Source organism: Pseudomonas furukawaii (genome assembly GCF_002355475.1).
GTDB lineage: Bacteria > Pseudomonadota > Gammaproteobacteria > Pseudomonadales > Pseudomonadaceae > Metapseudomonas > Metapseudomonas furukawaii.
In genome coordinates this window covers 2,860,904-2,874,111 of record NZ_AP014862.1, presented here as the reverse complement: position 1 = coordinate 2,874,111, position 13,208 = coordinate 2,860,904, and the positions used below count along the sequence as shown (strand labels likewise).

General features: G+C 66.4%; 10 protein-coding genes. 8 read left to right on the top strand and 2 right to left on the bottom strand.

Annotation, left to right across the window (positions count from 1 at the left end; translation table 11 throughout):
• Positions 1-9: 9 nt before the first annotated feature.
• The 8 genes from nuoG to nuoN are packed head-to-tail and all read left to right on the top strand — an operon-like array spanning position 10 to position 9,959.
• Positions 10-2,718, top strand: coding sequence for an NADH-quinone oxidoreductase subunit NuoG (nuoG, locus tag KF707C_RS13365; RefSeq protein WP_004421902.1), 2,709 nt, complete (start codon positions 10-12; stop codon positions 2,716-2,718).
• Complete coding sequence (nuoH, locus tag KF707C_RS13360) at positions 2,715-3,707, top strand: NADH-quinone oxidoreductase subunit NuoH (protein ID WP_004421903.1); 993 nt, start codon at positions 2,715-2,717, stop codon at positions 3,705-3,707. Before nuoG ends, nuoH begins: the two co-directional genes overlap by 4 nt.
• 11 nt (positions 3,708-3,718) lie before the next feature.
• A complete protein-coding gene (gene nuoI, locus KF707C_RS13355) occupies positions 3,719-4,267 on the top strand; it encodes an NADH-quinone oxidoreductase subunit NuoI (protein WP_004421904.1) in 549 nt (182 codons plus the stop codon).
• An 11-nt stretch (positions 4,268-4,278) separates the two neighbouring features.
• The gene (gene nuoJ / locus KF707C_RS13350) at positions 4,279-4,779 is read left to right on the top strand and encodes an NADH-quinone oxidoreductase subunit J (protein WP_004421906.1); all 501 of its coding nucleotides are present in this window, start codon (positions 4,279-4,281) and stop codon (positions 4,777-4,779) included.
• A 4-nt stretch (positions 4,780-4,783) separates the two neighbouring features.
• Entirely contained in the window at positions 4,784-5,092 is a 309-nt protein-coding gene (gene nuoK, locus KF707C_RS13345) for an NADH-quinone oxidoreductase subunit NuoK (RefSeq protein WP_004421908.1), read from the top strand.
• Entirely contained in the window at positions 5,089-6,936 is a 1,848-nt protein-coding gene (gene nuoL, locus KF707C_RS13340) for an NADH-quinone oxidoreductase subunit L (RefSeq protein ID WP_004421910.1), read from the top strand. The genes nuoK and nuoL overlap by 4 nt, the downstream gene beginning before the upstream one ends.
• Before the next feature lie 25 nt (positions 6,937-6,961).
• The gene (gene nuoM, locus KF707C_RS13335; RefSeq protein WP_004421911.1) at positions 6,962-8,488 is read left to right on the top strand and encodes an NADH-quinone oxidoreductase subunit M; all 1,527 of its coding nucleotides are present in this window, start codon (positions 6,962-6,964) and stop codon (positions 8,486-8,488) included.
• Positions 8,489-8,495: 7 nt separating this feature from the next.
• Positions 8,496-9,959, top strand: coding sequence for an NADH-quinone oxidoreductase subunit NuoN (nuoN, locus tag KF707C_RS13330; protein ID WP_004421912.1), 1,464 nt, complete (start codon positions 8,496-8,498; stop codon positions 9,957-9,959).
• Between the two features lie 90 nt (positions 9,960-10,049).
• Here the strand turns inward: nuoN and KF707C_RS13325 are convergent, their stop codons facing one another.
• Both KF707C_RS13325 and KF707C_RS13320 read right to left on the bottom strand, forming a co-directional pair.
• On the bottom strand, positions 10,050-11,732 hold the full coding sequence (locus KF707C_RS13325) for a methyl-accepting chemotaxis protein (protein ID WP_004421914.1): 1,683 nt from the start codon (positions 11,730-11,732) through the stop codon (positions 10,050-10,052).
• 125 nt (positions 11,733-11,857) lie between these two features.
• Positions 11,858-13,177, bottom strand: coding sequence for a Na+/H+ antiporter family protein (locus KF707C_RS13320; RefSeq protein ID WP_036993010.1), 1,320 nt, complete (start codon positions 13,175-13,177; stop codon positions 11,858-11,860).
• Between the last annotated feature and the right edge of the window lie 31 nt (positions 13,178-13,208).

Sequence of the window (13,208 nt, the reverse complement as noted above, 5' to 3'; positions counted from 1 at the left end):
GACTGAACCATGGCCACTATCCACGTAGACGGCAAGACGCTCGAAGTCGATGGTGCAGACAACCTCCTGCAGGCCTGTCTGTCCCTCGGACTCGACATCCCCTACTTCTGTTGGCACCCGGCGCTCGGTAGCGTCGGCGCCTGCCGCCAGTGCGCGGTCAAGCAATACACCGACGAGAACGACAAGCGTGGTCGCCTCGTCATGTCCTGCATGACCCCCGCCACCGACAACACCTGGATTTCCATCGACGACGAAGAGGCCAAGCAGTTCCGTGCCAGCGTCGTCGAATGGCTGATGACCAACCACCCGCACGACTGCCCGGTCTGCGAGGAAGGCGGTCACTGCCACCTGCAGGACATGACGGTGATGACCGGCCACAACGCCCGTCGCTACCGTTTCACCAAGCGCACCCACCAGAACCAGGAGCTCGGCCCGTTCATCGCCCACGAGATGAACCGCTGCATCGCCTGCTACCGCTGCGTGCGCTACTACAAGGACTACGCGGGCGGCACCGACCTCGGCGTCTACGGTGCCCACGACAACGTCTACTTCGGACGTGTCGAGGACGGGGTGCTGGAGAGCGAGTTCTCCGGCAACCTGGTGGAGGTCTGCCCCACCGGCGTATTCACCGACAAGACCCACTCCGAGCGCTACAACCGCAAGTGGGACATGCAGTTCGCCCCGAGCATCTGCCATGGCTGCTCCAGCGGCTGCAACATCAGCCCCGGCGAGCGCTACGGCGAGATCCGCCGCATCGAGAACCGTTTCAACGGCTCGGTGAACCAGTATTTCCTCTGCGACCGCGGCCGCTTCGGCTACGGCTACGTCAACCGCGAGGACCGTCCGCGCCAGCCCCTGCTGGGCAACCAGCACCTGGGCCTGGACGCCGCCCTGGACAAGGCCGCCGAGCTGCTCAAGGGCAAGCGCGTGATCGGCATCGGCTCGCCGCGCGCCAGCCTCGAAAGCAACTTCGCACTTCGCGAACTGGTGGGTGAGGCGAACTACTACTCCGGCATCGCCGCCGGTGAGCTGGAAAATATCCGCCTGATCCGCGACATCCTGCAGAACGGCCCGCTACCGGTGCCCACCCTGCGCGACGTGGAGAACCACGACGCCATCTTCGTCCTCGGCGAAGACCTGACCCAGACCGCCGCCCGCATGGCCCTCGCCCTGCGCCAGGCCGTCAAGGGCAAGGCCACCGAAATCGCCGCCTCGATGAAGATCCAGGACTGGCACATGGCGGCCGTGCAGAACGTCGCCCAGCACGCCCTGAACCCGCTGTTCATCGCCAGCGTCACCGAGACCCGTCTGGATGACGTCGCCGCCGAAAGCGTCCACGCCGCCCCGGCCGACCTCGCCCGCATCGGCTTCGCCGTGGCCCATGCCATCGATCCGAGCGCACCGGCCGTCGAGGGTCTGGAAACCGAGGCCCGTGAGCTGGTGCAACGCATCGCCGACGCCCTGCTGGCCGCCAAGCGCCCGCTGGTGATCTCCGGCGCCTCCCTGGGCGAAAAGGCCCTGATCGAGGCCGCCGCCAACATCGCCAGCGCCCTGAAGAACCGCGAGAAGAGCGGCTCCATCAGCCTGGTGGTACCGGAAGCCAACAGCCTGGGCCTGGCCCTGTTCGGCGGCGAGTCCGTCGATGCCGCCCTGGAGGCCCTGACCACCGGCCGCGCCGACGCCGTCGTGGTGCTGGAGAACGACCTGTACCGCCGCGCCGACGCCGCCAAGGTGGATGCCGCCCTGGCCGCAGCCAAGGTGGTCATAGTCGCCGACCACCAGCGGACCGCCACCCTGGAGCGCGCGCACCTCGTGCTGCCGGCGGCCTCCTTCGCCGAAGGCGACGGTACCCTGGTGAGCCTGGAAGGCCGCGCCCAGCGCTTCTTCCAGGTCTTCGACCCGACCTACTACGACGCCAACATCCTGGTCCGTGAAGGCTGGCGCTGGCTGCACGCGCTGCACAGCACCCTGCTGGGCAAGGCCGTCGACTGGACCCAGCTGGACCAGGTCACCGCCGCCTGCGCCGAGAGCAACCCGCTGCTCGCCGGCATCCGCGACGCCGCACCCACCGCCTCCTTCCGCATCAAGGGCCTGAAGCTCGCCCGCGAGCCGCACCGTTACAGCGGCCGGACCGCCATGCGCGCCAACATCAGCGTGCACGAGCCGCGCCAGCCCCAGGACAAGGACTCCGCCTTCGCCTTCTCCATGGAAGGCTATGCCGGCAGCGCCGAGCCCCGTCAGCAGATCCCCTTCGCCTGGTCGCCGGGCTGGAACTCCCCGCAGGCCTGGAACAAGTTCCAGGACGAAGTGGGCGGTCACCTGCGCGCCGGCGACCCCGGTGTGCGCCTGATCGAGGCCTCCGGCCAGTCCCTGCCCTGGTTCGCGGTGAACGCCGCCTTCAATCCGGCCCAGGGCACCTGGCAGGCCGTGCCGCTGCACCACCTGTTCGGCAGCGAGGAGAACAGCGCCCGTGCCGCCCCGGTACAGGAACGCATCCCGCAGCCCTACGTGGCACTGGCCAAGGACGAAGCCGACCGCCTCGGCGTCAACGACGGCGCCCTGCTCGCCCTGACCCTCGGTGGCCAGACCCTGCATCTGCCGCTGACCATCAAGGAAGAACTGGGCGTCGGCCTGGTGGGCCTGCCCACCGGCCTGCCAGGCATCCCGGCCGCCTTCGCCGGCGCCGTCGTCACTGCCGTACAGGAGTCCGCGCAATGAGCTGGCTGACGCCCGAACTGATCGACATCGTCGTCACCGTCCTCAAGGCCATCGTCATTCTCCTGGCGGTGGTGGTGACCGGCGCCCTGCTCTCCTGGGTGGAGCGTCGCCTGCTGGGCCTCTGGCAGGACCGTTATGGTCCGAACCGCGTGGGCCCCTTCGGCGCCTTCCAGCTGGGCGCGGACATGATCAAGATGTTCTTCAAGGAAGACTGGACCCCGCCGTTCGCCGACAAGCTGATCTTCACCCTGGCGCCCATCATCGCCATGAGTGCCCTGCTGATCGCCTTCGCCGTGGTGCCGGTCACCCCCACCTGGGGCGTGGCCGACCTGAACATCGGCGTGCTGTTCTTCTTCGCCATGGCCGGCATCGCGGTGTACGCGGTGCTCTTCGCCGGCTGGTCGAGCAACAACAAGTTCGCCCTGCTGGGCAGCCTGCGCGCCTCGGCCCAGACCATCTCCTACGAGGTGTTCCTGGCGCTGTCGCTGATGGGTATCGTGGCCCAGGTCGGCTCCTTCAACATGCGCGACATCGTCGAGTACCAGGCCCAGAACCTGTGGTTCATCATTCCGCAGTTCTTCGGCTTCTGTACCTTCTTCATCGCCGGCGTCGCGGTGACCCACCGTCACCCCTTCGACCAGCCGGAAGCGGAGCAGGAACTGGCCGACGGCTATCACATCGAATACGCCGGCATGAAATGGGGCATGTTCTTCGTCGGCGAGTACATCGGCATCGTGCTGATCTCCGCCCTGCTGGTGACCCTGTTCTTCGGCGGCTGGCACGGCCCCTTCGGCATCCTGCCGCAGATCCCCTTCATCTGGTTCGCCCTGAAGACCGCCTTCTTCATCATGCTGTTCATCCTGCTGCGCGCGTCCATCCCACGCCCGCGCTATGACCAGGTGATGGCCTTCAGCTGGAAGGTGTGCCTGCCGCTGACCCTGATCAACCTGCTGGTGACCGGCGCCCTGGTGCTGGCCTCGGCCCAGTAAGGAGAAATGCCATGATCAAAGAAATCATCCATGTCGTGCATGGCACCTACACCCAGCTTCGCAGCCTGGTGATGGTGTTCAGCCATGCCTTCCGCAAGCGTGACACCCTGCAATACCCCGAAGAGCCCGTGTACCTGCCGCCGCGTTACCGCGGTCGTATCGTGCTCACCCGCGACCCCGACGGCGAGGAGCGCTGCGTTGCCTGCAACCTGTGCGCCGTGGCCTGCCCGGTCGGCTGCATCTCCCTGCAGAAGGCCGAGACCGAGGATGGACGCTGGTACCCCGAGTTCTTCCGCATCAACTTCTCCCGCTGCATCTTCTGCGGCCTGTGCGAGGAAGCCTGCCCCACCACCGCGATCCAGCTGACCCCGGATTTCGAGATGGGCGAGTTCAAGCGCCAGGACCTGGTGTACGAGAAGGAAGACCTGCTGATCTCCGGCCCCGGCAAGAACCCGGACTACAACTTCTACCGCGTTGCGGGCATGGCCATCGCCGGCAAGCCGAAAGGCGCCGCGCAGGACGAGGCCGAGCCGATCAACGTGAAGAGCCTGCTGCCCTAAGGAGACGTCGCGTGGAATTCGCTTTCTATTTCGCTTCCGGCGTCGCCGTGGTGTCCACCCTGCGGGTGATCACCAACACCAACCCGGTGCATGCCCTGCTCTACCTCATCGTCTCGCTGCTGGCGGTGTCGATGTGCTTCTTCGCCCTGGGCGCGCCCTTCGCCGGCGCCCTGGAAATCATCGTCTACGCCGGCGCCATCATGGTGCTGTTCGTCTTCGTGGTCATGATGCTGAACCTCGGACCGGCGATTGCCGAGCAGGAGAAGAAGTGGCTCAAACCCGGCATCTGGACCGGGCCCGCGCTGCTGTCCCTGATCCTGCTGGCGGAACTGCTGTACGTGCTGTTCGGCAATGCCAGCGGCGCCACCATCGGTCACACCACCGTGGATTCCAAGGCAGTGGGCATCGCCCTGTTCGGCCCCTACCTGCTCGCCGTGGAACTGGCCTCCATGCTGCTGCTGGCAGCCCTGGTCGCCGCCTTCCACCTCGGCCGCCACGAAGCCAAGGAGTAACGCCATGAATGCAATCCCACTGGAACATGGCCTTGCGGTCGCCGGCGTCCTTTTCTGCCTGGGCCTCGTCGGCCTGATGGTGCGCCGCAACATCCTGTTCGTGCTCATGAGCCTGGAAGTCATGATGAACGCCGCCGCCCTGGCCTTCGTGGTCGCCGGCGCCCGCTGGGCCCAGCCTGACGGCCAGATCATGTTCATTCTGGTGATCAGCCTCGCAGCCGCCGAAGCCTCCATCGGACTGGCGATCCTGCTGCAGCTGTACCGCCGCTTCCATACCCTCGATATCGACGCTGCCAGCGAGATGCGCGGATGAACCTTCTATTCCTCACTTGCCTGTTCCCGCTGCTCGGCTGGCTCATCCTGGCCTTCTCCCGCGGGCGTCTCTCCGAAAACGCCTCCGCCGTCATCGGCGTGGGCTCCGTCGGCCTGTCGGCCCTGGTGGCCGCCTCGATCATCTGGCAGTTCAACGTGGCCCCGCCGGAAGGCGGCGTCTACACCCAGGTGCTCTGGCAATGGATGAGCGTGGCGGGCTTCGCCCCCAGCTTCACCCTCTATCTGGACGGCCTGTCCCTGACCATGCTCGGCGTGGTCACCGGCGTCGGCTTCCTGATCCACCTGTTCGCGTCCTGGTACATGCGCGGCGAGGAGGGTTACTCCCGCTTCTTCGCCTACACCAACCTGTTCATCGCCAGCATGCTGTTCCTGGTGCTGGGCGATAACCTGCTCTTCCTCTACTTCGGCTGGGAAGGCGTGGGGCTGTGCTCGTACCTGCTGATCGGCTTCTACTTCAAGCACACCGCCAACGGCAACGCGGCGCTCAAGGCGTTCATCGTCACCCGCGTGGGCGACGTGTTCATGGCCATCGGCCTGTTCATCCTCTTCATGCACCTGGGCACCCTGAACATCCAGGAGCTGATGAAGCTGGCCCCCGAGAAGTACGTGGCCGGTGACGCCTGGCTCTGGGTCGCCACCCTGATGCTGCTGGGCGGCGCCGTGGGCAAGTCCGCCCAGCTGCCGCTGCAGACCTGGCTGGCCGACGCGATGGCGGGCCCGACCCCGGTGTCCGCGCTGATCCACGCGGCCACCATGGTGACCGCGGGCGTCTACCTCATCGCCCGTACCCACGGCCTGTTCCTTCTGACCCCCGAGATCCTCGAACTGGTGGGCATCGTCGGTGGCGTCACCCTGGTCCTGGCCGGCTTCGCCGCGCTGGTGCAGACGGACATCAAGCGGATCCTCGCCTACTCCACCATGAGCCAGATCGGCTACATGTTCCTGGCGCTCGGCGTCGGCGCCTGGGATGCGGCGATCTTCCACCTGATGACCCACGCCTTCTTCAAGGCCCTGCTGTTCCTCGCCTCCGGTGCGGTGATCAACGCCTGCCACCACGAGCAGAACATCTTCAAGATGGGCGGCCTGTGGAAGAAGCTGCCGCTGGCCTACGCCAGCTTCATCGTCGGCGGCGCGGCCCTGGCGGCATTGCCCCTGGTCACCGCCGGTTTCTACTCCAAGGACGAGATCCTCTGGGAAGCCTTCGCCAGTGGTCACTCCGGGCTGCTCTACGCGGGCCTGGCCGGTGCCTTCCTGACTTCGATCTACACCTTCCGCCTGATCTTCATCGCCTTCCACGGCGAAGCGAAGACCGAAGCCCACGCCGGCCATGGCATCGCCCACTGGTTGCCGCTCTGCGTGCTGATCGTGCTGTCTACCTTCGTCGGCGCGCTGATCACCCCGCCGCTGGCCGGCGTGCTGCCGGAGAGCGTCGGCCATGCCGGAGGCGAAGCCAAGCACAGCCTGGAGATCGCCTCGGGCGCCATCGCCCTGGCGGGCATCCTACTGGCGGCGCTGCTCTTCCTCGGCAAGCGCCGCTTCGTCAGCGCCCTCGCCCAGAGCGCGCCAGGCCGCTTCCTCGGGGCCTGGTGGTACGCCGCCTGGGGCTTCGACTGGCTCTACGACCTGCTCTTCGTCAAGCCGTACCTGCTGATCTGCCGCCTGCTCCGTCGCGACCCCATCGACGGCACCATCGGCCTGGTCCCGCGCCTGGTACGGGGTGGCAACTTTGCCCTGAGTCGTAGCCAGACGGGCCAGCTGCGCTGGTACGCCGTGTCCATCGTCGGCGGAGCCGTGCTCGTGCTCGGCGCCGTGCTGCTGACCTGAATCTTCTTAAGGAACTCCGCCCGTCATGATTCTGCCCTGGCTAATCCTGATTCCCTTCATCGGCGGCCTGCTCTGCTGGCAGGGTGAGCGCTTCAGCTCCACCCTGCCCCGCTGGATCGCACTGCTGACCATGTCCCTGCTGTTCGTCCTCGGCCTCTGGCTGTGGCTGACCGGCGACTTCACCCTGGCGCCGTCGCCAGGCACCGCCCCGGAGTGGGCCCACGAGTTCCAGGTGCAGTGGATCGAGCGCTTCGGCGTCACCATCCACCTGGCGATGGACGGCCTGTCGGTGCTGATGGTGGTCCTCACCGGCCTGCTCGGCGTCCTCTCCGTGCTCTGCTCCTGGCGCGAGATCCAGAACCGCGTCGGCTTCTTCCACCTCAACCTGATGTGGATCCTGGGCGGCGTCGTCGGCGTGTTCCTGGCCATCGACCTGTTCCTGTTCTTCTTCTTCTGGGAAATGATGCTGGTGCCGATGTACTTCCTCATCGCGCTCTGGGGTCACAGCGGCAGCAAGGGCAAGACCCGCATCACCGCCGCCACCAAGTTCTTCATCTACACCCAGGCCAGTGGCCTGGTGATGCTGGTGGCCATCCTCGGCCTGGTCCTGGTGAACTACAGCAACACCGGCGTGCTGACCTTCAACTACGCCGACCTGCTGAAGGCCCAACTGGCGCCCGGCACCGAATACCTGCTGATGCTGGGCTTCTTCATCGCCTTCGCGGTGAAGTTCCCGGTGGTGCCCTTCCACTCCTGGCTGCCCGACGCCCACGCCCAGGCCCCGACCGCTGGCTCCGTGGACCTGGCCGGCATCCTGCTGAAGACCGCCGCCTACGGCATGATCCGCTTCGCCCTGCCGCTGTTCCCCAACGCCTCGGCCGAGTTCGCGCCGATCGCCCAGTGGCTCGGCGTGTTCGCCATCGTCTACGGCGCCCTGCTGTCGTTCGCCCAGACCGACATCAAGCGCCTGGTGGCCTACTCCAGCGTGTCCCACATGGGCTTCGTGCTGATCGCCATCTACTCCGGCAGCCAGATCGCCCTGCAGGGCGCCGTGGTGCAGATGATCGCCCACGGCCTTTCCGCCGCGGCGCTCTTCATCCTCTGCGGCCAGCTGTACGAGCGCCTGCACACCCGTGACATGCGCGAGATGGGCGGAATCTGGAACCGCATGCCCTACCTGCCGGCCATCAGCCTGTTCTTCGCCGCCGCCGCCCTGGGCCTTCCGGGCACCGGCAACTTCGTCGGCGAGTTCCTGATCCTCGTGGGGGCCTTCCAGCAGGTGCCCTGGATCGCCGTCCTGGCATCCACCGGCCTGGTCTTCGGCTCCGTCTACTCGCTGATCATGATCCACCGCGCCTACTTCGGCCCGGGCAAGAACGAGAACGCCTACGAAGGCCTGCGCTCCCGCGAGCTCATCATGGTGCTCGGCCTCGCCGTGCTCCTGATCCTTCTCGGCGTCTACCCGCAACCGGTGCTGGATACTTCCGCTGCGAGCATGCATGGCGTGCACCAGTGGCTGGAATCCGCCGTCAACCAACTCGTAGCCCGGTAAGCAGACCATGGAATTCACGACACAACACTTCATCGCCCTGCTACCGCTGCTGGTCACCTGCGCCACCATAGTCGTGGTGATGCTGGCCATCGCCTGGAAGCGGCACCACTCCTGGACCTTCGGCCTCTCGGTCATCGGCCTGAACCTGGCCCTGCTGTCCCTCCTCCCCACCCTCAAGGTCGCGCCCCTGGAAGTGACGCCGCTGATGATGGTGGATCACTTCGGCGCCTTCTACATGGCGCTGGTGCTGGCCGGAACCCTGGCCTGCGTCACCCTGATCCACGCCTACCTGGGCGGCGAATCCGGCAAGGGTTACCCGGGCAACCGCGAGGAAATGTACCTGCTGATCCTCCTGTCCGCCGCCGGTGGCCTGGTGCTGGTCACGGCGCAGCACCTGGCCGGCCTGTTCATCGGCCTGGAACTGCTTTCGGTGCCGGTCTATGGCCTGGTGGCCTATGCCTTCTTCAACAAGCGCTCCCTGGAAGCCGGCATCAAGTACATGGTGCTGTCCGCCGCCGGTTCCGCCTTCCTGCTGTTCGGCATGGCCCTGCTCTACGCCGACGCCGGCAGCCTGAGCTTCAGCCAGTTGGCCGCCGCCGGCACGTCCAGTGTCCTGTCCCAGCTCGGCATCGGCATGATGCTCATCGGCCTGGCGTTCAAGCTGTCCCTGGTCCCCTTCCACCTCTGGACCCCGGACGTGTACGAAGGCGCCCCTGCACCGGTGGCCGCGTTCCTGGCCACCGCCAGCAAGGTGGCCGTGTTCGCCGTGCTGCTGCGCCTGTACCAGCTCTCCCCGGCCACCGCCGGCGGCTGGCTGAACGACCTGCTGACCCTGATCGCCATCGCCTCCATCCTCTTCGGCAACCTGCTGGCCCTGGTGCAGAACAACATCAAGCGCCTGCTCGGCTACTCCTCCATCGCCCACTTCGGCTACCTGCTGGTGGCGCTGATCGCCAGCAAGGGCCTGGCGGTGGAAGCCATCGGCGTCTACCTGGCCACCTACGTGCTCACCAGCCTCGGCGCCTTCGGTGTGGTCACCCTGATGTCGACGCCCTACAGCGGCCGTGACTGCGACGCCCTGTACGAGTACCGCGGCCTGTTCTGGCGCCGTCCGTACCTGACCGCGGTGCTCACCGTGATGATGCTGTCGCTGGCCGGTATCCCGCTGACCGCCGGCTTCATCGGCAAGTTCTTCGTGATCGCGGCCGGCGTGGAATCCGGCTTGTGGTGGCTGCTGGGCGCCATGGTGCTGGGTAGCGCCATCGGGGTCTTCTACTACCTGCGCGTCATGGTCACCCTGTTCCTGGTGGAGCCGAACCTGCGCCGCCACGACGCCGACATGCACTGGGCCCAGCGCGCCGGCGGCATCATGCTGCTGTTCGTGGCCATCCTCGCGTTCTTCCTCGGCGTCTACCCGCAGCCGCTGCTGGAGCTGGTCCAGCATTCCGGTCTGGTGGCCCTGGCCCAGTAAGACGTCACCCGCACAAAGAAAAACCCGGCCTGGTGCCGGGTTTTTCTTTGCCTGCCCGCTGTCGGCGCGCGAAGGCGCCGCAGCCTGGGTTCAGATCCTGAACTGCTTCACCAGTCCGCCCAGGCCGTCGCCCAGCCGGGCCAGGTTGCGCGCGGTATCGGCACCATGACGGGTTTCCTCGGCGACGCTGTCCACCGCCACGGCGATCTGGTGAACGCTGCGGTTGATCTCCTCGGCCACCGCCGTCTGTTCCTCGGCGGCGCTGGCGATCTGGGCGTTCATGGCGTTGATGGTGCCGATCAGGCCCGCGATGGCGTCGAGGGAGGCGCCAGCCTGGTTGGCCTGCTGGCTGGTGGTGTCCCCGGCATCGCTGGAGCGACGCATCGCGGTTACCGCATCCTGGGTGCCCTGCTGCAAGCGATCAATCATGCCCTGGATTTCCTGCGTGCTCTGCTGGGTGCGGCTGGCCAGGGCGCGCACTTCGTCCGCCACCACGGCAAACCCCCGTCCGGCCTCGCCCGCGCGCGCGGCCTCGATGGCGGCGTTAAGGGCCAGCAGGTTGGTCTGCTCGGCGATGGAGCGAATCACCCCCAACACGCTGACGATGGACTGCACGTCCTGCTGCAGGCTGTCGAGGGAAACGCCGCTGCTGCGAATATCGCCGACCAGGGCATGGATGCGACTGATGCTTCCGTCCACCACCTGCTTGGCGGCCTGGCCCTCGTGATCGGTCTTCTGCGCCGCCTCGGCGGCGCCCTGGGCACTGCGAGCCACCTCATGGGCGGCGGCGGACATCTCGTTGATGGCCGTGGCCACCTGATCGGTCTCCTGGCGCTGCCGCTCCATGGCCTGCTCGGAACGCTGGGCCTGGGCCGCCACTTCTCCCACCAGGCCAGTGAGCTGCTCGGTCATCTCGACGATCTGCCGCACCAGACCGTGGATCTTCTCGACGAAGCGGTTGAAGGAGCCGGCCAGTTCGCCCAGTTCGTCGCGGCTGTCCACCGTCAGCCGGCGGGTCAGATCGCCTTCGCCGGCGGCGATGTCATCGAGATTCGCCTTGATCCGCTGCAACGGGCGGACCAGGGCATTGGCCAGGCCCAGGCCCGCCAACCCGACCACCGCCAGCAACAGGGCGGCGATGACCACCACGCTGGTGACTATGGTGCTCACTCGTTCGTCGATCTCCGCCTCCACCTCGGCGACCTGGGCGGCGACGCCATCCAGGTTGACCGCGGTGCCCAGGGCCAGGTCCCACTTGGGCAGGTAGTAGCTGTAGGCCAACTTCGGCACCAGCACACTCTCGTTCCCCGGCAACGCCGAGCTGTACTCGACATAGTTGGACCCGTCCTTCGCCACCGCCACCAGGCGATCGTTCACCGCCACGCCGTTCGGGTCCTTGCGGCCGGCGAAGCTCTTGCCCACATCAACGGGGCTGTCCCCCCGGAACAGGCGGATCACCTGGGAGTCGTAGCCGAAGAAGTAACCGTCCTTGCCGTACTTGATCTTCGCCAGGATGGCGATGGCCTGGTCGCGGCTGGCCTGGTCCCCCTGCGCCGAGGCGTCGTACAGCGCCTGCACCGAGCCCAGGGCGATCTGCATGTAGTTGCGCAGCTCCTGGCGGCTCTCTTCCATCAGCCGCTCACGGGTGTTCTTCACTTCATCCGCAGCCAGGCTATGGATCACCTGGGTCACGGCACCGGACAACACCAGGGCGAACAGGATCACCGGCACCAGGGCCAGCAGCAGGACTTTGGTCTTCAGGGTCAATCGCATCGGGCGGTCCTCGGCAGGCAGGTCCGGAAATGGAACGGGGTCGCCGTTGTATCGGCAACCCCGTGACGTTCTAAAGTGACCGGTCGGTCGTATGGATCAAGCAGTTCCCCCCGGAGGGGAAAGGCTCAGAGCACCATCGCCGCCACCCAGCCAAAGGCCAGCAGCGGCAGGTTGTAGTGCAGAAAGGTGGGCACCACGGTGTCCCAGATATGATTGTGCTGGCCATCCACGTTCAGGCCCGAGGTGGGGCCCAGGGTGGAGTCGGAAGCCGGCGAACCGGCATCGCCCAGGGCACCGGCGGTACCGACGATGCTGACGATCGCCAGCGGGCTGAAGCCCAGTTGCACGCACAGCGGCACGAAGATCGCCGCGATGATCGGCACCGTCGAGAAGGACGAGCCGATGCCCATGGTCACCAGCAGCCCCACCAGCAGCATCAGCAATGCACCCACCGCCTTGCTGTTGCCGATCCAGGCCGCGGAAGCGTCCACCAGCGTCTGCACATGCCCGGTTTCCCGCAGCACCTCGGCGAAACCGGCTGCGGCGATCATGATGAAGCCGATCATCGCCATCATCTTCATGCCCTCGGTGAACAGGCTGTCCGCTTCCCGCCAACGAACCACGCCGGACAGCGAGAAGATCACGAACCCCAGCAGCGCGCCGATGATCATGGAGTCCAGCCAGAGCTGGACCACGAAGGCCACCAGGATGGCCACGCCCGCCACCACCAGGCTCATGGGGTTGTAGGAGACGCTCACCTGCTCCGCCTGGGCGATGCGATCCAGGTCATAGACCCGCTTGCGGCGGTAGCTGAAGAGCACCGCGACGAGCAACCCGGCCACCATGCCCAGCGCCGGTATCGACATGGCCTCGGTAACCTTCACACCGGTAACGTCGACGCCACTTTTCACCACATTCGCCAGCAGGATCTCGTTCAGGAAGATGTTGCCGAAGCCCACCGGCAGGAACATGTAGGGCGTGATGAGGCCGAAGGTGATCACGCAGGCGACCAGTCGGCGATCGATGGCCAGCCGCGTCATCACATAGAGCAGCGGCGGCACCAGCAGCGGAATGAAGGCGATGTGGATGGGCAGGACGTTCTGCGACGCGATCGCCACGCACAGCAGCAGGGCCAGCAGCAACCATTTCAGTGCACTCCCGCCACTCGCGTCCTGCCGTCCCACCAGGGTCAGCGCCTTGTCCGCCAGCGCATGGGCCAGGCCGGAACGGGCAATCGCCACGGCGAACGCGCCCAGCAGCGCGTAGGACAGGGCCACGGTTGCGCCACCCCCCAGGCCCTTGTTGAAGGCCGCCAGGGAGCCTTCGATCCCCAGTCCGCCCACCAGTCCGCCCGCCAGGGCCCCCACGATCAGGGCCACCACCACATGCACCCGGCACAGGCTGAGGACCAGCATTATCCCTACCGCCGCCACTACCGCATTCATCATTCCTCCTCGGGATATCCCGGCCACGCAA